Here is a 24,648-nt window from a genome sequence, read left to right on the forward strand (position 1 = left end):
GTGGGTCTTGTTTCAATATTTTAATGATTTACATATTGTACTTCAGTCGTTAGTTCTATTTTTAAACAGTTTAACTCAAGGTGTTTTGTTCCTTTTCCTGTATGGTAAGTGGTCAACTAGAAAAGTAACATAACAAGAAATTCAACAGGACTAAAAACAGCGGGCTGTTCGCTACGCTACCATTTTAGCCCGTTAATTAGGCGTTATGTGTAAGGATGCTTCGTGAAGACTGTAGTTTTATACGGATTTGAAGGTGAGTTTGTTGGTGGTAACGAATACGATTACAACCACCCTGAAATGAATCACGTTCATAAGTGCATGTTATTTTTGGCGCAGGACAGTGAACATCCGAATTTTGAATCCGCGACTACGGAATGCGCAAAGTTTGGCTTTGCTAACTTAAAAAATCTCACTGGTAAGCCGCTAAAGGTTGATGTACTAGATACAGATAGTTTTCGCGGTTTTACTGGATTTTACGAAGAAGCTTTAAACGAGGGTAGCTCAATTGTTTACTACCCAAACACATAACAAACCGCGGCATTCGGGGCCTGCGGCCCCTGCGACGCTCACACGTTCGCGCGCATGCGCGGGGCGTTATGAGTTTTAGATGAAGATTCCTGGATTTAGCAAGCGGTTTGGATTATTAGATATCTTGTTAATGTTACTTATCTGGCCTATATCGAGCAGTTTATATCGGTCATATCAGAGCGGCATAATCCATTTTAAAAGCTTTAGCTTTATTCGGAATGACAACTTCTTCATTTTTTGGGTTGTATTCATTTTTGGAATAGTAGGGGTTTTCTCTCTGATTTATCTCGTTTTATTTGGGGAATTTAAGCTAAAAGAACCAAAATATGATCAGGACGGCAATGTTAACAAAGACTCATAACAAGACGCTGTTGTCGCCACTATCGTGGCTGGGACGGCTTACGCTGCGCTCCAGCCGCCCCAAAGCTTTGCGTTATATGTCCAAGGAGGAACCGAGGTGAGTGATAACCTGTATTTCAAATCAGCGATGTTTAAATCTAATAAATCTCTTGCTGAGTATGTGTTTTCTGAACTTAAAAAGTTGAATTTTAATCCAGAATCTCCTATCGACAGTGATTATATGTTTAGTATTGCTATGAACATCGACGGAGTGATGGTTGATGTGTACCTCGGTAAAAATGACGAGGAATCGGAAACTCCTTTATGGCAGATTTGGCCAGAACAACGCATCTCCTTTTTTAAGAAGTTTTTTGGTAAAGTCAATAAGTCACCTGAATTGAAAGCAAGACAAGTTATCGAAAACATCGCAAAAAACATTGAGGGCGTTACTGATGTCGCATGGGACATATAACAAGTTAAACCATCGGAAAATCCCTCGCAGGCCAAACAACGGCCTATACGCTCGGACTTTCCGCTGTTTAAAGCGTTAATCCATAGAAATTTTAATCCTAAACTTACGAATTAGATTTGGAAACCTAGCTCGTTTCTGTCCAAAAACGAGTTAGTTTTTTATGAAAATGCCTAAATTCAACTCTGAACTTGAGGCCGTTGAAGACTCCTTACAAAAGAATACGTGAGCTAGCCAAGGATGGCGAGCTAGCTTTCGAGGGGAAGGGACGCCCCATCGGAAGCGTTAGCATTTTCACTCTTTATTGTAAGATGGGCCGAAGATGGCTGCAAACGAAGTCAAAAGCTAGAGTAATTTCCGTCGCAATTTTTTCGCTGCTGTTGTTTGGTTAAAAAGCGAAAATGTTGCCGGAACGGCAGGGGTGATCCAAGAGGGGATTGCTGTTGATCCCCTTTTGGCCCGTGCAGGGTGGAACCTTGCGATCTCAATTCAAACGAAGTTTGCAAAGCCAGTTGTGGCCGCAGGCCATAAAAAGCTTAACCATCATTAAGCCAAAGATGACTTCACCACTAAACAAGAAACCTGTTTCTGCTTCCCATACTGCATCACCTGTGCCAGCTCCGATTGGCTAATCGGTACATAAGCCGCATTAATGGCATCTTTCTGTGCTTCAACAAACGGGTCGTGAATAAACATAAACTGTTCATTGTAACCACTTAATACCACCCAATGCGGGCCTTTCTCGCCATTAAATCGATAGGTGCTGATCATCAATAACACAGCATAACCGCTGTCAATCCAATGTCGAAGTTGAGTCAGACTGGGTGATGCATTGTGGATCTGAATTCCTTGTGAGGCTAATTGCTGACAAAAGTCGTCATGCACTATAGTAATGACGGCTTTTTTGTTGCTGTCACGAACGCTATCAATAAAGGGGACTGACGTTGACTGGCTGTACATCTCAATCTGTAATCCGCGCTTTATGGCTGCTAAAGCCAAACCATGCACACTGCAACCACCATGACCGCTGGTCATAAAAATAGTGGTGGCTTCGCGCCAAATACTCAACTCATCAACTCGGCTCGGATTATAGTGCGTTTTTAGCGCACTCATGGCCATCATTAAGCAAGCGGCGCCACACGTAAAGGGTGTGGTTTGCACATACAAAGGCATCTTGATGACTTTGCTTGGCCCTGGCGGGTCTAAGCGTTTGTGCATGCGCACGCCATCAGCTAAGTCATCGTAATAATGCACTAAGGTTTTGAGTACTTTATAACCCATTTTTAAATAAAGATTTTTGGCCGCGATGTTGTCGTTTCGCACTTCTAGGCGTAATGTAATGAAGCCGCGCTCGACCACGGTATGTTCACATTTTTTGACCAGTTCAAAGGCAATGTTGCGACCTCTAAATTCGCTCGCAACAGCAATAGAGTATAGCCTTGCTAGACGTGTGCCACGATGAAATAGCACCAATGCATAACCTGCAAGGGTGCCGTCTATGTCGGCGACTAATAAGCTGTCCAGTGGCGAGTTTATAAAGCGTTTCATCTGCCGAGAGCTGATTTTATCACCACTAAAGGCATTGGATTCGATTTGGTTAAGCTGGGATAAATCGCTGGGAATAGCTTGACGAAGCAGCATGAGTTGGCTCGAGTTGGCAAACATGATAGTGACTTAATTTACGCGCTAAACCGCACAAGAGGCAATCGATATTTATGGCTCATTTTTTAATTGTCACCGACGATGTTAATGATTGGCGTCCCTATTTACCCAGTGACCATATGGTCACAGTGCATGATTATTTAGAAATGGGGGCGTTTTCCGAGCAAAGTGCCATGCAAGTGATTAACTTGTGTCGCAGTTATGATTATTTAAGCACTGGTTATTACTGTTCATTAATGGCTGAAGCACGCGGTCACCGGGTGATCCCGCGTGTGATGACCATTAATGATTTATCTCAGGACCGTTTTTTTAGTTTACCTCAAGCTGGTTTAGATAAGCTGTCTGATACTGTGACTGAAATATCCATGAAGCTCTATTTTGGCTATTGTGATAATCCGTCGCTTGACAAGCTTGCTCGCAAAATTTTTGAACGTTTTACCGTGCCGGTATTGCAAGTGAGTTTGTTAAAAATGTCAGGAAAGTGGCAAGTTGGCTCCATTGAGCCTGCGGCTTTTCAAGACTTAACCGAATCAGAACAAGATTTATTCGCTAAGTATTTAGAGGTGTTTTCACAAAAAGTATGGCGTTTACCTAAACCGTCGAAACGCTATCGTTATGAAATCGCCATGCTGGTGAATGAGCATGAGAAAATGCCACCATCAGATAAAGCGGCGCTGAAGTTATTTACTAAGTCGGCTAATCGTATCGGCATGGATTTAGTCCAAATTGGTTCTCACGATTTGGCGCGGTTAAGTGAGTTCGATGGCTTATTTATTCGCTCTACCACCAATATCAGCAACTTTACTTATCGATTTGCGAAAGCGGCAGAGCAACTTGGCTTGGTGGTAATGGATGACCCTGAATCCATTATGAAGTGCACTAACAAGGTGTTTTTGACCGAGCTATTAAACAAACATAAAGTGCCAGTGCCTAAAAGTGTCATCTTTAAAGCCTCGGATAAAAACTGGGCCGATAATGTGATTAATACCATAGGATTACCGATTGTACTTAAAGTACCCGATGGGGCATTTTCCCTTGGGGTTGTTAAGGTGAACGACCGTGAAACCTTACTTGAACAAGCATCGATTATCTTCGAGCACAGTGCGTTAATTTTAGCGCAAGCGTTTATGCCTACCGATTATGATTGGCGCATTGGCGTGCTAAATCGCCAACCTATTTATGCCTGTCGTTACTTTATGAGTCGTGGTCACTGGCAGATTTATCAACATCATCAAAGCGGCCGTGTCAGTAGTGGTGATTTTGACTGTATCGATTTAAAAATGGTGCCGCAAAATATTGTTGATGCGGCGGTTAAAGCATCAAACTTAATTGGCGCTGGTTTGTATGGTGTCGATTTAAAAGAAATTGACGGTAAGGCTTATGTCATTGAAGTGAATGACAATCCGAGTATTGACCATGGCGTAGAAGATTTGTTTTTAGGGGATTTAGTTTACGACAGGGTGATGACTGAATTTTTAAGGCGTATTCAGCTTCGCGGAATGTAATCTCAATAGCGTAGACTATGGCAAAAAAGACCTGTTAAGGTCTTTTTTGGTTAATTAGTTGTGTACTGTATTACGCATTTGCGGCGTTATATTATGCTGTTTTCACAGACCCGAAAACAATTACGTCCGGCTGCTTTTGCTGCATACATGGCTTTATCCGCTCGCTCATATAAGTTTTCTGCTTGTTGCTGTGGTAATGATTGCGCAATGCCTAAACTGCATTGAATATTATATTCGGTCAGTTCAGCATGTTTTGGCATCATATCAATAATACGTTGGCAAATAATTGCCGCTGCATCTGCATTTCCTTGAGTAATAATCACAAACTCATCACCACCAATTCTGAAAGCTTGGTCCGTATTACGGATCGCTTCACTAATTAATGCTGCAAACCCTACTAAAACGTAATCACCGGCTTTATGGCCATGTACGTCATTGAGTTGTTTAAACTTATCCAAATCTAATACCACTAATGATACCTGACCTTGTTTGCGATTCGCTCGGGCTAATGCAATATCAAGAGCTTGACGATAATAATATCGATTACCTAAATTAGTTAGCGCATCAAACATGGCTTGATTAGACATTGCTTGATATTTTAATGCATTATTAAACGGTTGAATGAGCATGTTTTCAAGCCGTTGTAATAATTTCTTCTGCGCCGAGTTGAGTGGCACAGACAACTGATAAGTGATAGCAAAGCTGTCATTGTTATCGTTAATAGTATGTTTTAATTCAATACCGTAATGACGTCCCCAAACAAATTTTTGTTTATCTAGGGTCAACTGCAGTCCTTTAATCGGCAAATGTTGTCCTAGGACTTTGCCAAAACAGGCAAAAACTGTCCGAGGATCTAAACTTCCATGTAGTTGTTGAATTACTTGAACAAGGTCTAGATCAGACTCTCGATTTAAGTAAGCGTCTGAACGGTACCAGTAATCATCAGGATAGAACTCTGTTGCTAGCGCGAAATCCATAGTATTTACTCCAGTACGTTACAACTAATTGTCAATTTATTAGCAAAAAGCGTGCCTATGAAAATTTTTCTATAGTTATTAGTTGCTTGTTGTTTTACTGTAGTATTTAGAAAACGTTTTATTTCCCTTTCGACACTTTTTTGACGAGGAGCCAAAGCCATAATGGAACACAGCATTTTTATCCATATTTTGTCGATGCTTGTGATTGCGATTGTGGCGATTGCATTATTACGCCGTCTCGGCTTACCTGCCATTTTAGCTTATCTACTCACTGGGGTGGTCAGCGGTCCCAGTGGTTTCCATTGGTTTACCCAGTTACAAATGCAGTCTGTGGCTGAGTTAGGTGTCGTGCTATTGATGTTCACTTTAGGGCTGGAGTTTTCTGTGCCTAGATTGTGGGCCATGCGCCGCACAGTGTTTGGCTTGGGCAGCGCCCAAATGTTGATAACGGCTTTTGTGGCTGGCGGCATCGCCATGTTGGTTGGCCAGGATTTAGTGGCCGCAATAGTGATTGGTTCAGCCATTGCCTTGTCGTCAACGGCCATTGTATTAAAGTTGCTAAACGAACAAAACTGGTTAAGGCGCAGGCATGGCGAATTATCCGTCAGTGTGTTGTTATTTCAAGACTTAGCCGTAGTGCCGTTATTGATTTTAATGCCGCTGTTAGCCAAAGGCGATGTGGAAATGAGCTTCAACAGTATTATGTGGGAATTACTCACTGGTATTTTGGCTTTTGTCGGCTTAATGTCATTTGGTAAGTGGATACTGCCACGTATTTTCGATGAAGTGGCTCGCTCACGCTCAAATGAGTTATTTGTATTATCGACCTTAGTTGTGGCCTTAGTGACGGGCGCGTTTACTCAATGGCTTGGACTGTCAATGGCATTAGGGGCGTTTATTGCTGGTATGCTACTGGGCGAAAGTCAGTACCGACGTCAGTTAGAGGCTGATATTAGGCCGTTTCGTGATTTATTAATGGGCCTGTTTTTTATCTCAATCGGCATGCTACTGGATTTCAACCTGGTGATGCAATATTGGTGGCAAGTGCTATTAATTTTAGTCGCAGTGGTACTGACTAAAATTTTGATCGTGCATGGTTTACTCAAGCTTGTAGGCGAAAATACTAAGGTATCACTCAGTACGGCAATCAGTTTAGGTCAAGTGGGTGAGTTTAGTTTTGTGTTATTGGCATTGGCGGTGAATTATCAAGTGCTCAATAACGAAGTCAGCACAGTATTAGTTGCTGTGGCAGTGATCTCTATGTCTATGGCACCTTGGTTGATCCGCCATAGCCTTGATATCGCTAAAAAGGTTAGCGGTAACAAGTTAGCAGCTAAATCTGAGCCTATTGAGGTTGTTTTACCTCATTCTGATGAAAGTGACGTGGTGCTTATTTTAGGTTATGGCCGAGTAGGGCAAACAATAGCGCGCTTTTTGAAAAAAGAAGCCGTGCCATACATGGTACTCGATTTAGACCCCACCCGCGTGTCAGAGGCCAGAGCGGCGGGCGAGAACATTCATTTTGGTGATGCTTGCAGAATGGCACTGTTAAAGAAGATGGGCATCCGTGATGCCAGTTTAGTGGTGGTGACATTTTGTGAGCCACGCCAGTCTGAAGAGTGTTTAGCCGTAGCACGCAAGCTTGCTCCCGATGTAAAAATACTCGTGCGTACCCGCGATGATGCTAACTTGCATGAGCTTAAAGAAGCCGGCGCAACCCAAGTGATTCCTGAATCCCTTGAAGGCAGTTTGATGCTGGTTTCGCAAGTCTTGTTTAAATGTGGAGTACCATTAGCGCGTATTATTAAGCGTTTAGAATCAGAGCGACGTAACCATTACCAATATTTACACGGTTTTTTTTCGGGCACCGAAACTGATTTCACTCTGGATTTACTCCATGCAGTATCACTGGCGTCAAGAGCCAGTGCTGTGGGGAAAACCGTTGCTGATATTCCATGGCAAGCATTAGACGTTGAACTTAGAGCTGTGCGTCGTAAAGGGGAGGAGATTAATCCTCCGCCACCAGAGTGGGTGTTAAGGCGTAATGATATTTTAATGCTGGTGGGTAAACCGCGCAGTATCGAAAAAGCTGAAGAGTACTTGCTGCAGGGATAGTGGTTCCCTGTTTGCATCACTTTTCTGGAGTATAACTCTTCTACTTCATCAATTTTCTCAATCATAGGATCAGTATGTTAAAGGGCGCTGATCGTTTTTTATCAAACTTGCATCCAATTAGCAGGCTGTAACGTATACACTCTGAAGGGCTTTTTTTATTCTATATATGCAGTAACAGCCCGTATTAACGACATCGAATCATTACCGGGAAGCGTGGCATATTATGGATCAAGACACATTACTTAACTTACTGAGTGCCAGTGCGGATGGAGATAAACAAGCTTTTGCTGATTTATACCAGTCGACTAGCAGTCAATTATTTGCGGTTAGTTTGAAAATGCTCGGTCGACGAGAGCTGGCTGAAGAGGTGCTGCAAGAAGCCTACGTAAAAATTTGGCATAACGCGACCGAATATCAACATGGCAAAGGATCGGTACTCACTTGGATGATCAGCATAGTGCGTTACCGAGCATTAGACATGCTGCGTTATCAAAAAGTCAGAAAAGAAGATCCGCTTGAAGAGGGCCAAGAAGCGATTTTTGATGAGCCCAGCAATGACGACGGTCCGCAAGTGCATAAAAATCAACTCGATCAATGTATGAGCGAGCTTGAACCGCAGCAAAAACAAGCGATTCATTTAGCGTACTACAATGGTTTATCGCATCATGAAGTGGTTGGGCACCTAGACTTACCTTTGGGCACGATTAAGAGTTGGATCCGTCGTGGTTTACAGCAATTACAGAGGTGTTTATCGTTATGAATTATCATGATCCTCAATTGAAAGATGCCTTGGCTGCAGAATATGTGCTGGGCACATTGCGAGGCCAAGCTAGACGTCGGTTTCAAAAATTAATGATGCAAATACCTAGCCTGCGTGAAAGCACTTGGTTATGGGAGCAACATTTACATGGTATGAACCAGTTATTACCTCCGGTAAAACCTGATGATCGTGTGTGGCAAAATATTCGTCATACGCTGGGTTTTGTTGACAATTTGAGCCACACTCAAGCACCAGAGACACTCAATGTCGTGCCTTTAACAACTCGCCATCGCGTCTGGAAAGGCTTGGCCTCCATGGCCACAGCCGCAGCCATTATTATGGCGGTCATCCTGGTGAGTAACCAACCTGTGCCCGTCGCGGCGCCGCAACAAGTTGCCGTTGTACAAAGTGCGCAAGCTAAAGCATTATGGCTTATTGAAGTCACGGCCAATACTATTGAAGTTCGCTCTACCAGTAACCTAAAACCTTTACCGAACAAAGATTATGAGTTGTGGATGGTGGCGAAAGGTGTTGAAAACCCAATCTCATTGGGCTTGTTACCTAAATCGGGCAAGCTGAGTTTAGCGAAAAATAGTCAGTTTGATGATGTCGATATTGTTGCTTTGGCGGTCAGTTTAGAGCCTTTAAACGGTTCACCGAATGGCATGCCTACTGAAGTGTTGTATACCGCAGAGCTGGCAATTTTATAATCCATTGATGGATCTGTGAATACGGTATAACAATGATGTGTAAATGCTTATTCACGCAACAATAAGCTGAAGCATAAATCGAAACGGCCAAAGGAGATATCCTTGGCCGTTTTTTATGGGGAAAGATTTTATTATCGCGAAATTATCACTAAATTATCACTCTAGCAGGAATTGATCATGACGAACCGTGACGGGGTGAATGTACTCAGGTTTACTGGGTATCAAGCTGCATTATTGATGCAAAATCGATAAGGTTTCAGATGATTATCAACAAATATTCAAAAATCATCAAAAATAATTCAAATTAAGCACAGGTTTATAATCTTTATAATTCAGCGTCTTAGTGTTAATTTATTTTTATTTTAAAATTAATGCAACAATAATGGCTAAATTCTGCATCCAAAATGGAACCTGAGCCGTTTACTTACATGACTCTACTACACAATAAGGAAATGGTCATGAAAGTACTAAAAATATCCCTAATCGCCAGTATGGTATGCAGCACTTTGTTAGGCGCTAATGCATTTGCTTCAAGTCATCGAGAAGCACCAAATATCACGCGTTTTCCGACATTAGATTCTACCGATTTTTATGCATTTAACAGTTATGAAGCAGGGCGTGAAGATTACGTTACCCTTATCGCTAACTATATTCCATTGCAAGACGCCTACGGCGGACCTAACTATTATGCGATGGATCCTGCTGCGGTATACAGCATTCATATCGATAACGACGGTGATGCAGTAGAAGATTTAACCTTTCAATTTAACTTTACCAATGAGCTTGCCAATAATAATCAAGGTATTGCGTTAACGGTTGGTCCAGCTGGAAATCAACGCAGTGTGTCAGTCCCGCTTAAAAATATTGGTGGCATTACAGCAGCAGATCAAAGTGCGGCAAATTTTAGCGAGTCGTATCAGTTAACACTTGTTAAAGGACCACAAAATAGCGGTAATGCAACAGTGTTGAGCAATACTGCTGGCGGGATGTTCCATAAACCTCTGGATTATATTGGTAATAAAAGTTTCGGTGATAGCAGCGCTTATGCAAGCTATGCTGGACAATTTATTTACGAATTTAACCTCGACGGTTGTGCCAGCCCTGGTAAGGTGTTTGTCGGTCAACGTAAAGACCCTTTCGTGGTTAACTTAGGCAAAACTTTTGACTTAGTAAACTATGTACCAGTGGAAGGTGATAGTGCTCCGGGTGCTGGTGATCAAGGCGGTTTTCCAGGTGGTATTACCCAATCAGCCGATAATGATGACTTAATGGATAAAAATGTTACAGCCATTTCAATTGAAGTACCAAAGACATGTTTAACCACTCAAGGTAACGGCACTATCGGTGCATGGACTACCGCCAGTTTACCGCAAGCGCGTATTTTAAATCCAAATGCAAAAGTAGGTAAAACTGAAGTTAACGGTGGGGCATTAACTCAAGTCTCTCGTCTAGGTAATCCGCTGGTGAACGAGTTAGTGATTGGCCTAAAAGACAAAGACACCTTTTCGACTTCACAGCCTAAAGATGATACTCAGTTTGCTGATTATGTCACCCACCCAAGCTTACCTGAATTGCTCAATATTTTGTTTAAAGATGCAGTTAATCAAACTTTAGGCACAAATATTGAGACATTAGCACCAACCAATTTCCCTCGTAATGATCTCGTTACTGCATTTCTAACAGGCTTTGCCGGTGTTAACCAACTTGAAACGGTGACGCCATCAGAAATGTTGCGTCTTAACACCGGTATTCCAGCAAAACCTCGCGATATGCAGTCCGCTTTTGGTGTTGCAGGCGATGATTTAGCTGGTTTCCCTAATGGTCGTCGTCCTGGTGATGATGTCGTTGATATTGCCCTGCGCGTGGTCATGGGACGTTTATGTTACCCGATCCCAGTTAATGGAACAGATACTGATTTAGGCCTTTGTACTAGTGATGATGCCAGCGTTGGTACTGTGCCATTTACCGATGGCGCACCGGTTGATGCGACTATGATGATGGATCACTTCCCCTATTTAGCGACGCCACTTTCTGGCTCAAAATAAGGAACACAAGATGAATACTTCTATTCAATATGCGACTCGCCAGCTTATTAACGCTATGGCTAAGCCAGTGGTATTAGTCAGTGTGATCAGCGCAGGATTATTAGCTGGGTGTAACTCAGATGATGATCCAATGGCAATGGTTAAAAACAGTGCGCCTATGGTAAGTGGTTTGATGCTGTCTACTGTGACTGAAACTGCGGTAACCGATCAAGTAGCTGCCACCGACAAGGACGGCGATACCCTGACGTTTACGCTAGTGAATGAGCCCACGTTGGGATCGCTGAGCTTAATGGCAAATGGTGAGTTTACCTATACTCCGGCAAATGAAGTCACTGGCATGGACAGTTTTACCTTGGCTGTGAGCGATGGCGTAAATGATCCTGTTACTGCGCTGGTAAGCATTACTATTGATGCTGAGCAAGTGATGTTTTCAAGTTTAAGTCGTCAGGCATTTTCACAACCAAGCCAAGCAGCACCTTTGCGTGTTAATGGCCGTGTGGTTGACAACGATGTATCAACGACTGATTTTTACGATGACTTATTACTCGACTAAGAGTGCGTTTGCTATTAGCTCAGGTAACAATATAAATAGGACAATATACCCTGCTATTGCAGCGATTAATCATCTTATTAATAGGGTGTTAGTGGTGCATTACAGGGTATAAATGACCAAGGATGGCATTTTGGAGGCGTTATGCAAGTGACAACAGGGCGGTTAACACAAATGATAAAGTACCGGCACTCTATGGTTAATATGAGCATGTTTGTCAGCCTATGCTTATTGTTAATCGGTAATAGCCTTGCGGCGCCCTATACACCTAAGGATAACAACGAAGTTATTGCAACTTGGAAGGTGTTTAATGATACCGATCAACAGATGAGTTTAGATGACATCAGTGATTTTATTGAACAAGGACAATATCCTGGTGAGGCGGATTACCGTTATGGCCGCGCAAAAGCTTGGTTACAAACCAAGATGGCTCATGCCAGTCCCAATGCGCAAACCTATTACTTATATGCTCGGGTATTACAACATCAGCATCAATTCGATCGGGCATTAAAAGCGTTAGATCGCGCCATTGAATTAAAGCCAACCGCGGTTAACAGTTGGTTATTAAAAGCCAATATTCATCTGGTACAGGGGGATATTGTCGCAGCAAGACAAGCGTGTTTAACGTTAATCGGTAAAGCCGATATTTTATTGATTTCTACCTGTGCTCTAGAGGTCGCTAGCCAAAATGGCAAACTGGCCGAAAGCTATCAAGAATTGGCTCGTTTGTATCGCTTGTATCAGCCGGCGAATGAACCAGAAAAGACTTGGCTTGTGCAAATTCTTGCAGATATGGCATTAAAGCAAGATTTAGCAGAAGCAGCATTAGGCTATTTAGATCAGGCGAACATGGATAATGCGCCAGTCAGTTTATTAGCCTTATGGTCAGATGTGCAGTTGTCACTTAATCAGCATCAAGTTGTGTACGACAAACTGTCTAACGTCATTGAGCAACATCCCGTGCAGGATGATGCATTACTGTTGCGCCTTGCCATAGCGGAAAAACACCTTGGCAATACTGTAAAATGGCAATGGGCTTTTGCCCAACGCGTGACACTGCGCGAGCAAAGACATGACAGCTTGCATGCATCCGATTTAGCACAATATTACTTAAAGGTTGATGTACAGCCCAAAAAAGCACTTTACTGGGCTAAAATAAACTGGCAGGTAGCACGTCAAACTAATGACAGAATGCTATTAGAGCAAGCTAAGGCATTGTTCAGTCAGGCTAAAAATGATAAAAAGTCAGTACAAGCTAGTGGCAATCTTACTGTCGAAAATTTAGCAGGCTAAGGATAAATCAGTGAAAGCATTAACAGGATTTTCTTCGATGATAAAAGGCGGTTTATTATTGCTACTGTTGCTGTTCAGTCATGTCAGTTTTGGTCATCAAATGAGCACCAGTTATTTGGCTGTTAACTTGGATAAGCAAGGGCAAGTTGACGGGACTTGGCAAGTGCGCCTTTTCGATATCAACCAAATCGTTTCTATTGATGACAATCAAGATGGCCAACTTACTTGGGCAGAGTTACAAGCTCATCAAGTGGCGGTGATGGATTATTTACGCGCATCATTAATGATCAGTAGGCAACAAGATTGTCCGCTCAGTTTTAATCCAATCCAGCAAATTGATCAGCATTTTAGTGAAGGGTATTTGGTTAGTTCATTTAACGCTGCCTGCGATAGCTCTGGCCCGTTATCGATAAATTATAATGCTTTTTTTAATATCGACTCCGATCATAAAGCTATCACGACAATTATCACGTCCGATCATCAATATGCTCGTGTGATCAGCAATGATAACCGCATAATATTGATTAACTTAGGTGAAAGTCAGGTGAGTGACACATTTACTGAATATGTGTATCAAGGGATTATTCATATTTGGAAGGGCACTGACCATGTTCTATTTCTGCTGGCGTTATTGTTAACCTGCGTATTAGTGCGTGAACAGAGAAAATGGAATCCGATAGACAATCCTAAGCAAATATTTAAAGACACAGCATGGATTATTACCGCGTTTACACTAGCGCATTCTGTGACATTAACGGCCACAGCATTAGGGATACTCAATTTTAGTAGCCATTGGGTTGAGCTGGGTATTGCATTATCGGTATTGTTTGCCGCACTAAATAATGTTTGGCCGATTGTGTTGCGATTAGGCTGGATTACCTTTGCATTTGGTTTATTGCACGGTATGGGGTTCGCGGGAGTATTAGGTGAACTTGGACTGCCAGAAAATCAAAAACTATTAGCGATTTTAGCTTTTAATGTCGGCGTTGAAATTGGCCAACTGGCGATTCTAGCTCTAGTGCTGCCGTTATTAATCTTTTTACGCCATACAAACTGGTATCGAAACTGGGGCATGCAGCTTGGATCTATCGCGATTGGCTTGATGGCGATTCAGTGGTCGGTAGAGCGTTTCTGATATTGGTTTAATAAACAAGTCGCCAGGCTTATCTGTGGCGACTTGTTATTAAGATTACACTCTCGGCAATGGATTAAACTGCGTGGCGTTAGCGCTTACTGGTATTGGTTATACAGAAATGCGCCAACATGACTGTCTGGTCACTAGCCTTTAACATACCCTTAAGCAGCAGTGTTAACCCAGTAGCATTGGACTAAGCCCAATGTCTTTAAGCCATATCTCTAAGTACTATCCCTTAGCAACAATAGGCACACTCTATGGCCATCTTTTCATCGCCACAACCTGATAACCAATACTGATGATTCATATTGATTGGCGATACATTACCCGTTAAAAAACCTCTAGGTTATTGCCCGTCTCAATTGCCGTTTAATGGCATAATATTATAACAATGGTCGCATAAAACCAGTTTGCCACTGGTTTTGCTAATTTGTCGCAAACATAAGTAAAACTTTTTTACGGGTTAATTCGTATGATGGTTCGGTTTGCTGCTGTATCTGTGTATTGATAGTAACGCTGAGTGCGTAATCTCAATAATATAGTGTGTTTGAACGAGTTTTTTGTCCGAAACACCAGCTAAGCCTAGATATTGCCCGCTTTCTTCCATAGAATGGCAAGTTAACTTTTTTATCAGCAGCCAGTGTTTATTTTGCTGCGGTTTTATTAGGTATATTGATGTCGGCGAAACTGTTTAATCTTCCCATTAAGCTTTCATTAGAGATGATTGCGAAACTGTTTTCGGCCACGCAAATTCAAAAAGCGCAAAACTATTTGATCCAAGGCCGGGTACTCGAAGTTACTGCCAGCAGTAACAACCATGATATTGAGGCCTATGTAGAGGGATCTGCTGCCGAACCTTATCGTCAAGAAATTACCCTAGTCAACGTTAATCACAAAATTGTGATGCGATCTCATTGTACTTGTCCGGTCAGAACCAATTGTAAACACGTTGCTGCAGCTATGCTGGCACTGGTGGATAAAAAACCGGTTGAAGAACAGCGCATTCATCAATGGTTACGCCAACTTGATGAACAAAAAACGGTAGCAGAATTTGAAGATGAAGAGGAAGAAAAAGACCGCATTATCTATGTGTTATCTAATGATCCTCACGGCATTTTTGTCGAATTCAAACGCAGCAAATTAAATAAAAAAGATCAATATAATAAAGGCAGTAAGCTGGCATTAGCCGATATTCGTTATAGCATGCCTTGGTGGATAGATCCTGAAGATAAACAAATTATTAGCTTGCTATTATCATCTAACAATCAAGGCTCAAAAATTTATATCGATGGCGAAATTTCATTTTTAGCCCTGACAAAAATGCTTGCCGCCGAAGTGTGTTTTTGGGAAGAAAATCGCACTCCATTGACCTGGGCCAAAGCCATTACCCCAGAGTTTATCTGGTGTGAGATAGATAAAAAACATACTCAAATGCAAATGCGTATGCCTGGGCTTGAAAATTGGGAGTTTATTGCCACCGAGCCCCCTTTGTATGTGGAACTAGACTATTTGCATTTAGGCCGAATAGACACAGATTTACCCGTGAAAAAACTCAGTTTGTTACAGCATATGCCGCCGGTGCCATTGGCTCAAGTTGATGCGATTAGCCATAAAATGCTGCAACATTTTTCACCTAAAACCGTGCCTGTTCCAAGCGAGATTGATTTTTGCGAGATAACCGCGGAACTGGTTACACGTTTAACCTTTACGCGTGAGTTTTTCAGCAGCAGTCAGATCATGCAACCGGTTATTCGAGTCGATCATTGTTATGGTGAAATTACTTTCAATGCCTCGACTAAGCCAGAACGGATTAGCTTAGTTAAAAAGGATCAGGTGCAATATCAAGTGCATCGACAGGTAGATCATGAATTAGCTGCGCTGCAATCATTAACCGATATTGGCTTAGTGACGCTTGAGCCCGACCCTGTCTTAGTCAGTTCACATAAACCCTATTATGTCAGTGTCGGTTTATTACCTGAGTCTATTTTTGAATGGTCTGAGTTGACCAGTGATGGTCTTGATGCGTTAAGTGCATTGGGCATGGACATTCACTTTGATGATGATTTTGACTTACAAATTACTGATGCACAACTTGATGTCGACTTGGTTGACGATGATGAGTCGGGTTGGTTTTCGTTATCACTCAGTGCCGACATTGATGGGCAGAGTGTACCGTTATTGGCTTTAGTGGCTCGTTGGTTACAACAAAATGGTGAACCAGCAGATGACGATGAATTGCTGTTACCTGGCCCTAATGGCGGCTTTATTAAAATTAAAGCCAAAACCATTAAGCCACTCATCAGCATTATCCAAGAATTATTTAATCGTCATTCTGGTGATGTAATTGCAATACCTCGTAACCGTGCACATATTTTAAATGATTTGTCTGCTAGCGATGTGCGTTTGCTTAATGGCGAGCGAGTGCGCAACTTAGCCACGAAACTAGCTGAGTTCAAAGGGGTTGTTCCGGTTGAATTACCCAATGGTTTACATGCGACATTACGTGATTACCAAAAACAGGGTTTTGATTGGTTGTGTTTCCTCAAGGAATATCAACTGGGCGGCATTTTAGCCGATGACATGGGCCTTGGTAAAACTGTTCAAGCTTTGGCATTTCTACTCAAAGCTAAACAAGAAGCGACTGAACATCGCACCAGTTTAATTGTCTGCCCGACCAGTTTAGTTGGTAACTGGTTAAAAGAAGCCAACAAGTTTGCACCATCGCTCAATGTAGTGGTGATCCACGGTAATAAACGCCAACCATTATTAGACCAAATTAACCAGTTTGATGTGGTTGTGACCACTTATCCTTTAATGTTGCGTGATGAAGCTATTTACTGTGAATATGTGTTTGAACACATTATTTTGGATGAAGCACAACAGATTAAAAATGCCCAAGCCAAAGTCACTCAAGTCATTAAAACCCTCAAAGGTAAGTTCCGCTTGTGCTTATCTGGTACGCCACTTGAAAATCATTTAGGTGAATTAAAATCGTTGATGGATTTTTGCTTACCAGGTCTATTAGGTCAGCATACTTACTTTAATAAACAGTTTCGTGGTCCGATTGAAAAGCAGGCTGATGTCGAAAAATCCTTGTTACTGAGCCAGCGTATTGCGCCCTTTATGCTGCGACGCACTAAACAGGAAGTGGTATCAGAGTTACCTGAAAAAACGGTGATAATCCAAACCTTGGAGCTTGAAAAAGACCAACGTAATTTATATGAATCTATCCGCTTAGTGATGGAGAAAAAATTGCGTGAGTTGTTTGCTAAAAAAGGCGTATCGAGCAGCCATATTGAGTTTTTAGATGCGTTACTCAAGCTTCGCCAAGCCTGTTGCGACCCTCGTTTAGTTAAGCTTGAACAAGCTCAGCAAGTAAAAGATAACGCTAAAATGACTTGGCTTATCCAAAACCTGCCTGACATGATTGAAGATGGCCGTAAAATTCTTATCTTTAGCCAATTTACTGGCATGTTAGCGCTGATTGAAGATGAGTTAAAACGCTTGGCGATTACTTACAGTAAGCTGACAGGGCAAACACGCGACCGTCAAACCCAAATTGATGCGTTTCAAGAAGGCGGCAACTCAGTGTTTTTGATCAGTTTAAAAGCTGGCGGCACCGGGCTTAATTTAACCACTGCGGATACCGTTATTCACTTTGATCCTTGGTGGAACCCAGCCGCAGAAAGGCAAGCAACTGATCGTGCCCATCGTATTGGTCAGTTAAATCCGGTCTTTGTGTATAAGCTGATTGCCCAGGGGACTGTTGAAGAGAAAATTCAAGAAATGCAGCAGCATAAGCAAGGTTTAGCGGACAGTATTTTATCGGATGGTACTCAAGGTCCATGGCAGGGCAGTGCCAATGATTTATTGGCTCTATTAAGTTAACTCACGGTGAAGTTAATTGAATAACATATGGTTAATGAGGTAACGTGATTGCCAGCAGTGTACTTTAAACGAGGTTCGTCGCAGCCAAGACAACGGCGCTCAAATCGGCCCACACCTGTTCAACATATGGCGTATTTTGAGCAAGTGTTTGCCGAGCTTCGGCTTCATCCTGAAAAAATAGCGATTGTGAGACACAATATTGCTGAGTTTCAGGCACAGCCATACTTGAAGAAAGGTCTGCATACGGCAATCGACAGATTGTTGTTAGTGTTTGAAGATGATGACGACATTGAACGTTTATATCGACAAGTGATGAGTGATGATATTGGTCAGAGGGTTAGGCGTTATCCGCTTATTTTTAAAGGTATTATCTCAATATCGTCAGACCTGATTTAAGTGCATTTTGCCTATGCCCATATCATGTTTGCTCCAATCGATATGGGCGTTAACTCATGCTTAAAAGTAGCCTTAGATTAACGCCCTAATCAGCACGCTGTGATCCAATGACCGCTTATTTTATTACTCCTTTTGGCTTCATTGAGCCATGATCCCAAAACCATCACTTCAACCCTTTTCCTCTCAGCTTATAATCTTATTAGGTCAATTTATTTACCTGGAACACTTGCAGCATAGTCGATTGCATTTGCCTAATGGCATATTACAGATAATCACGATTGCTGGTGGAAAGACGGGCTTTATCGTTAAGCCAAATATCGTTGGAGTATTAAAGATGATTCATATTGTAGGGGAAATACATAAAATGATTAAGTTTTTCTGCTATTAATAACTAGAGGCTCTACTATTAATAAATAGAAGTTTTATGTTCAAACGACTTGGTTTCACTCTCTTGCAAAGCTGAGCCCATGTTGTCGTGATAAACCCAGTACAAACAAGGAACCTTAAATCGGGATAATATCGGATATCAAGCCGTCCTTTGTCCTGACATTGTGATGAGTAAAACTCATATTCAAATTTGGCTCGTTTATCCCATTGTTTAACCCAATCTGAGGTTAAGCCGATATCAATGATCTTCGATTAACGCCTACCTCGATCAACATTATTTCCGATTAATAGCAGAGGGTCAGTTCAGTTACTAGTGCGATATTGTGATGTTATTTTGTGAATGCTCAATTAAGGAGTTTTATATGTTAAGGACTTTGAATCTGTTTTGCGATTCACCGGTTAAACAAAGGATTTATGACCAATTGTCTGTCAAAGGTTTTCTTAACCTTGTCGTATTTGTGTTACTCGTCTCATGGACAAACCTTGTTAACGCTCAGACAACAATACCCAAAACGGATGGTAAGGCCTTCTCCCATGACACAGTCGTCGAGATTGCACGTAAATTGTCGCAGAAACCTTTTATTGAACCTAAACAAGCCCCTGAAGCGCTGACTAAAATAGATTATTCCACCTATCGCCAAATTAATTTCCAGCAAGATGCCGCTATTTGGGGCAATGCCCCCACACCTTTTTCTATACAACTATTTGCGCCTGGCTATATCTATAAACAGCTAGTCGACATTGATGTGGTCGAAAACAGTAAATCATTTCCGGTTGCCGTGTCTGAATCATCATTTAGAGTGCCAGATGAGTCAATTGGTCAGTTACTGCAACAAGTCGGTAAATATGCCGGCTTTCGTCTGCATTACCCCATTAATCGCGATGATTATAAAGATGAGTTCTTAGTGTTTCAGGGGGCCAGTTATTTTCGGGGAGTATCTAAAGGGCAAGCTTATGGTTTGTCGACCCGTGGACTAGCCATTAATGTTGCCGATCCTAAAGGCGAAGAATATCCGCTGTTTAAAAAATTCTGGATCGAACGTCCATCAAGCCACCAAAAGGCGATAGTGGTTCATGCGTTGCTTGACAGTGTTAGCGTAACCGGCGCCTATCGTTTTGCTATTTACCCTGGCGATCCAACTCGAATGGGGGTCGATGTAATGCTTTTCCCAAGGCGAGATGTGCAAAATGTGGGTCTGGCGCCGTTAACATCAATGTTTATGCATGGCGGTATAGACCGTGCTGATACAGCTGATTACCGTCCAGCGGTGCATGACTCTGAAGGCTTGCTGATGGAGAAAGGTAATCGTGAGAAAATTTGGCGACCACTGAATAATCCACGGGGATTGCAGGTGAGTTCTTTCATGGACGAAAATCCTAAGGGCTTTGGTCTGATGCAGCCACATCGACAAGTTGATTACTATCAAGATCTTGAAGCCAAATACCATCAACGTCCATCCGCCTGGGTTGAACCAACAGGTGATTGGGGCAAAGGCAGAGTAGAACTGGTTGAGATCCCATCGGATTCGGAGGCCAATGACAATATTGTTGCTTATTGGAAACCAGAAAATGGATTGAAAAAAGATCAGCCATTTGCATATTCATACCAACTCACTTGGGTAGATAATATTCCCAAAACTGAGGGCAAAGTTAAAGTCGTTCGAACGGCTGGTGGTCGTAAGTTATTTACCGATAAAAACGAGATCGTTATCGATTATAGCCATCTTAGTGCAAATGATGTTAGCAACATTAGCGTTGATGCGAGTATCAGTAGTGGCGCGATTTTAGAGGCCCGTATTGAGCCCAATCCTAATGTTGATGGTGCAAGAGTGTTTGTTACTTTTGATCCAGAAGATGCCGATGTAGCTGAATTGCGTGTACAGCTGAGGAATAACGATAAACCGCTTGGCATGACGTGGTTGTATCGATTTACGTCGGAGGACTGGCCTTTATGATACAACAAGATAATGCTTTGTCGGCGGCAATGACCGAAAAAAATCATCGTAAACGAGCCTTGCCTGACGAATCGCCATTGGTTATGAATCGTCATGAAGTTTCTGAGGCTGGTCATCGATTGAATTCCAGTCAACAGACTATGTGGTTTAGACTTCGCACGTTTGTTGCCCAATTATTTGTGTTTATGGTCACTGCGGGCTTATCTACTTACGGTATAAGGGAAATGTATTTGGTGCTAAACACCAATAACATTACCAATTTACAGATAGTCTTTTTAGTGTTGTTTAGTATTAACTTTCTTTGGGTTGCTTTTGCTTTCTCGCAGGCCTTATTGGGTTTTCTATTGCATCTTAAGCCGCGGTTAGTAAAAGAGAGCGAAATAGACCCCAGCTTTAAAACGGCTATTTTACTGCCTATTTATAATGAAGATCCGCTGCGCATTAGGGCTACAATTGAAGCCATGAGTGCAGATCTCATTGCTACAGCGCCAGGCAAGTATGCTTTCTTTATTCTCAGTGATACTAATCGAGCTAATGCTTGGATTGCTGAAGAGGCTACCTTTTTAGCACTTATCAATAAATATCAACCAGAGTGTCCAGTGTATTATCGTCGTCGTCACCAAAACAGTGAACGTAAAGCCGGTAACATAGGTGACTGGGTGCAACGTTGGGGCGGTGATTATGAAGCCATGATAGTGCTTGATGCTGACAGCATTATGAGCGCAAAGTCGATGGTGACACTGTCACGTCGTTTGGCCGCCGCGCCAGGTGTCGGCCTTATTCAAACCTTACCGACACTTGTTTTCGCCAATACCCTGTACAGCAGGCTACAACAGTTTGCTAATCAATGTTTTGGTCCCATCTATGCAGCGGGCTTGTCAGCTTGGCATGGTTTGTCTTCAAATTTTTGGGGACACAATGCCATCATTCGCACTAGAGCCTTTGCTGAATCCTGTCATTTGCCTATTCTGCCCGGTAAAGCACCTTTTGGCGGCCATGTATTAAGTCATGATTTTATTGAAGCGGCGCTGCTGCGCCGTGCGGGGTGGGGGGTACGTTTTGATACCGATATTGAGGCTTCATTTGAAGAAGCCCCTCCTTCGTTACTTGATGTGATGATCCGCGATCGACGCTGGTGTCAGGGCAATTTACAGCATTCGGCATTTATGTTCGCCCGAGGGTTTTCCTTGCCAACCCGGTTACATCTTTTGTCTGGGGTCATGTCTTACCTAAGTGCCATTTTTTGGTTAGCGTTAATTATGGTGGGGCTGGCGATTGCCGTTCAGGCGGCTTTTATTCGCCCAGAGTATTTTGCTAATCCATCGCTGTTTCCAACCTGGCCAGTATTTGACTCTGAGCGCGCGTTAAGTCTGTTTGTGGTTTCAATGGCAATTGTATTGGCCCCCAAAGCCTTTGGCTGGTTTGCTGCGATGATTAATATTCCTCGGTGCTTAAGATTTGGTGGTCCCATCTTGTTAACCTTGAGTACCTTATTCGAAATGGTAATGTCTGCTCTGTATGCGCCAATTTTGATGGTGTCGCAGTTTGGCGTGGTGTTATCTATATTTCGAGGTAAAGACAGTGGCTGGATGCCCCAATCAAGAGATGACGGCGCATTGAGCTGGATACCAGTGATGCGTGCACATCTTGGCCATACTGTGTTTGGTGTTGTACTTGCTTTGACTGCAATGTTGCTAAGTAAGGAATTGTTTTACTGGTTATTACCGATCACCATAGGGTTAATGTTATCGATCCCACTTTCATGGTTGAGCGGCGGCGCGCGGCGCACGAAATGGATTAAAACCATTGGGTTACTGCGAGCGCCAGAAGAAAAGAAGCCAGTTCACATTCTGGTTGAATTGAAAGCCAACCTGGCTAAAATGACACATCTACAACACATGCATCCGTTCAGTCGACTGGTGAATAATCCACAGTTATTTACATGGCACCTTGCTCAGTTACCTGACTTAGATGAGCAAAAACCGTTGTTTTATGCTCCGAGGATCATTGCCGAGTGGAAATTGGAGCATGCTGAAAGCTTATCGCAACTGGAATCATGGTTAGAACCGGCAGAAGTCATCGCCTTACTCAGCAAAGCGGATTATCTACAAAAGCTGCAAACAATCGGCAAGTAATGTCTGTCCTAGAATTTATAAGGCCCGAATAACGCGTTATTCGGGCCTTTTTTACTACTCAAGCTTAGACTCTAGATGATGATTTCATATCGGCTACTATGACGTTGAGCCATGATGGACTTTACATCATGATTAATTGTTAACCATCACACGTGTTGCAAAATCAGTTGGCCCTGCCAAAATAGCGCGGCCAACGGCCACCAGGTCTACTTGCTTGTTCGTTAAAATGGTCTCAATGTAATCAAGGGTTTCAATGCCGCCAACACCAATAACCGCAGCAGCAGTTTTACCTGTCAATGGCGCAGCATCGGCAACTAAAAAGCCTTCGCCGCGGATATCTTTAGGTCTGTTCCAACCGCCAATGCCTGACGACACATTGAGTATTTCCACGCCCGCATCAACTAACCACTGGCTAACTTGGCCCATATCGCTGTGGGATAGGCCTCCTGGGTAACCATCTTGACCGGGAATACGGGTCATTATGGCTAATCTTGGCGCGGCTTGTTTTATCTGACTGACCATTTCTAGCAAGATTCTGGCGCGATTTTTAACACTGCCACCGTATTGGTCTGTACGTTGATTGGTTAGCGGCGATAACCACTGATTGATACCATAACCATGAGCACAATGGATTTCGACTAAATCAAATCCAGCTTTGTCGGCACGAATAGCGCTATTGACGAAGTCTTGCTGCCATATTGCGATATCATCCAGTGTCATGGCGCGCGGTGTGGGTAATACGCGATCGTATGCTGGCACTACAATGCCAGAAGGGCCCATAATATCGGTGCTAATAGCAGCACTGTCTTTGCCGCCGCAATGGGTAATCTGTAAGCCTGTTTTAACATCCATTTGGTGTAATAGCTTGGCAATTTGACTCAGTCCAGGTAAACAGGCGTCATCATGGGCGCCAAGCTGATTTGCTTCGCTGCGACCAGCTAGATTGACATGGCTATACTCTACCATCACTAAGCCCGCACCAGATTGGGCTAAGCCTTGATAATGGCTAAAGGTTTTCTCGGTGGCTAAACCATTATTGTCTGCCGTTTGGGATGCCATTGGCGGCACTACAACACGGTTTTTTAAGGTTAATCCATTGACTAATGTAAGGGGAGTAAAGCGTACTGCGCTCATTGCAACATCCTAAATATTTAACACAATCAATACGCCAGCAATCAACATAATACTGCCTGCGGTTCGATTGATTATGGTGACCGCATTGGGTGAGGTAAATACATGCTTTGCACTAGAGGCTAAATAAGCATAAGTCAGATTAACAGAACCAAAAGCCAAGGTTGCAGTAGCCAGTATGATAATAACATCGGTCACATCTACTTGGTTCATCGGCACAAAGGCAGGGAAGAAACTGACGTAAAATATTAAGGCTTTAGGATTGCCTAGCGCAATTGCTGTGCCGGTGATGATATTCTTAAGCTGACTGACCTTGGGCGTGGTGGCTAACTGAACGCCCTTTGCTGTGTTTCGCAGCATACTGACGCCAAGCCAGCATAAATACAGCGCACTAGCGTATTTTATTAGCTCAAATGTTGGCCCCATGGCGTTAGCTATTGCCGATAACCCAAACAGTGCTAATAGGATATAAATAAAATCCCCCAGCAATACACCAAAGGTAATGGCAGTACCATGATTAAATCCATTCGAAAATGATCGCGATACCACCGCAAATACAGCCGGACCTGGCACTATGGCTAAAATGAGCATAGTGAAAAACAGCGCGATAACTTGTTGTAATAGCATTATCTCAGTTCAACTCATATTAAGGGATAGTATAACTTAGC

18 protein-coding genes are annotated in these 24,648 nt (G+C 42.7%); 14 read left to right on the plus strand and 4 right to left on the minus strand.

Annotated elements, in window-relative coordinates; all coding sequences use genetic code 11:
* Window positions 1–222: 222 nt before the first annotated feature.
* Window positions 223–528, plus strand: a complete 306-nt coding sequence (locus H5164_RS15395) for a hypothetical protein (RefSeq protein WP_182757006.1) — start codon at window positions 223–225, stop codon at window positions 526–528.
* Window positions 529–985: 457 nt separating this feature from the next.
* A complete protein-coding gene (locus tag H5164_RS15400; protein WP_182757007.1) occupies window positions 986–1,339 on the plus strand; it encodes a hypothetical protein in 354 nt (117 codons plus the stop codon).
* 543 nt (window positions 1,340–1,882) lie between these two features.
* Here H5164_RS15400 and H5164_RS15405 read toward each other — a convergent pair.
* Window positions 1,883–3,001: a GNAT family N-acetyltransferase/peptidase C39 family protein gene (locus H5164_RS15405; RefSeq protein ID WP_259396834.1), complete on the minus strand. Its 1,119-nt coding sequence runs from the start codon at window positions 2,999–3,001 to the stop codon at window positions 1,883–1,885.
* 50 nt (window positions 3,002–3,051) lie between these two features.
* On the opposite strand from H5164_RS15405, the gene H5164_RS15410 reads away from it, so the two are divergent.
* The gene (locus H5164_RS15410; protein ID WP_182757008.1) at window positions 3,052–4,503 is read left to right on the plus strand and encodes a RimK family protein; all 1,452 of its coding nucleotides are present in this window, start codon (window positions 3,052–3,054) and stop codon (window positions 4,501–4,503) included.
* A gap of 86 nt (window positions 4,504–4,589) precedes the next feature.
* Here H5164_RS15410 and H5164_RS15415 read toward each other — a convergent pair whose 3' ends face one another.
* Entirely contained in the window at window positions 4,590–5,480 is an 891-nt protein-coding gene (locus H5164_RS15415; protein ID WP_182757009.1) for a GGDEF domain-containing protein, read from the minus strand.
* A 162-nt stretch (window positions 5,481–5,642) separates the two neighbouring features.
* Here H5164_RS15415 and H5164_RS15420 point away from each other — a divergent pair, with 162 nt between their 5' ends.
* The 11 genes from H5164_RS15420 (at window position 5,643) to mdoH (ending at window position 22,849) form a co-directional block, all read left to right on the plus strand.
* Complete coding sequence (locus H5164_RS15420) at window positions 5,643–7,595, plus strand: monovalent cation:proton antiporter family protein (protein ID WP_182757010.1); 1,953 nt, start codon at window positions 5,643–5,645, stop codon at window positions 7,593–7,595.
* A gap of 223 nt (window positions 7,596–7,818) precedes the next feature.
* Window positions 7,819–8,355 carry a sigma-70 family RNA polymerase sigma factor gene (locus H5164_RS15425; RefSeq protein WP_124016254.1) on the plus strand — a complete coding sequence of 179 codons (537 nt, stop codon included), beginning with the start codon at window positions 7,819–7,821 and terminating at the stop codon, window positions 8,353–8,355.
* On the plus strand, window positions 8,352–9,065 hold the full coding sequence (locus H5164_RS15430) for an anti-sigma factor domain-containing protein (RefSeq protein ID WP_182757011.1): 714 nt from the start codon (window positions 8,352–8,354) through the stop codon (window positions 9,063–9,065). Before H5164_RS15425 ends, H5164_RS15430 begins: the two co-directional genes overlap by 4 nt.
* 458 nt (window positions 9,066–9,523) lie before the next feature.
* Entirely contained in the window at window positions 9,524–11,110 is a 1,587-nt protein-coding gene (locus H5164_RS15435) for a DUF4331 domain-containing protein (protein WP_182757012.1), read from the plus strand.
* 10 nt (window positions 11,111–11,120) lie between these two features.
* Window positions 11,121–11,663, plus strand: coding sequence for a cadherin-like domain-containing protein (locus tag H5164_RS15440; RefSeq protein WP_259396128.1), 543 nt, complete (start codon window positions 11,121–11,123; stop codon window positions 11,661–11,663).
* A 141-nt stretch (window positions 11,664–11,804) separates the two neighbouring features.
* A complete protein-coding gene (locus H5164_RS15445; protein WP_182757013.1) occupies window positions 11,805–12,953 on the plus strand; it encodes a lipopolysaccharide assembly protein LapB in 1,149 nt (382 codons plus the stop codon).
* A 10-nt stretch (window positions 12,954–12,963) separates the two neighbouring features.
* Window positions 12,964–14,088 carry a HupE/UreJ family protein gene (locus H5164_RS15450; RefSeq protein ID WP_273058799.1) on the plus strand — a complete coding sequence of 375 codons (1,125 nt, stop codon included), beginning with the start codon at window positions 12,964–12,966 and terminating at the stop codon, window positions 14,086–14,088.
* Window positions 14,089–14,763: 675 nt separating this feature from the next.
* Window positions 14,764–17,976 carry a DEAD/DEAH box helicase gene (locus H5164_RS15455; RefSeq protein ID WP_124016250.1) on the plus strand — a complete coding sequence of 1,071 codons (3,213 nt, stop codon included), beginning with the start codon at window positions 14,764–14,766 and terminating at the stop codon, window positions 17,974–17,976.
* A 48-nt stretch (window positions 17,977–18,024) separates the two neighbouring features.
* Window positions 18,025–18,372, plus strand: a complete 348-nt coding sequence (locus H5164_RS15460) for a hypothetical protein (RefSeq protein ID WP_124016249.1) — start codon at window positions 18,025–18,027, stop codon at window positions 18,370–18,372.
* Between the two features lie 749 nt (window positions 18,373–19,121).
* A complete protein-coding gene (locus H5164_RS15465) occupies window positions 19,122–20,714 on the plus strand; it encodes a glucan biosynthesis protein G (RefSeq protein ID WP_182757014.1) in 1,593 nt (530 codons plus the stop codon).
* On the plus strand, window positions 20,711–22,849 hold the full coding sequence (gene mdoH, locus H5164_RS15470; protein ID WP_259396836.1) for a glucans biosynthesis glucosyltransferase MdoH: 2,139 nt from the start codon (window positions 20,711–20,713) through the stop codon (window positions 22,847–22,849). The genes H5164_RS15465 and mdoH overlap by 4 nt, the downstream gene beginning before the upstream one ends.
* Before the next feature lie 132 nt (window positions 22,850–22,981).
* Here mdoH and H5164_RS15475 read toward each other — a convergent pair whose 3' ends face one another.
* Both H5164_RS15475 and H5164_RS15480 read right to left on the minus strand, forming a co-directional pair.
* Entirely contained in the window at window positions 22,982–23,983 is a 1,002-nt protein-coding gene (locus H5164_RS15475; protein WP_182757015.1) for an NADH:flavin oxidoreductase, read from the minus strand.
* Between the two features lie 9 nt (window positions 23,984–23,992).
* Window positions 23,993–24,607: a LysE family translocator gene (locus tag H5164_RS15480; RefSeq protein WP_182757016.1), complete on the minus strand. Its 615-nt coding sequence runs from the start codon at window positions 24,605–24,607 to the stop codon at window positions 23,993–23,995.
* Window positions 24,608–24,648 lie beyond the last annotated feature (41 nt).

The organism is Shewanella sp. SG41-3 (genome assembly GCF_014164545.1).
GTDB lineage: Bacteria > Pseudomonadota > Gammaproteobacteria > Enterobacterales > Shewanellaceae > Shewanella > Shewanella vesiculosa.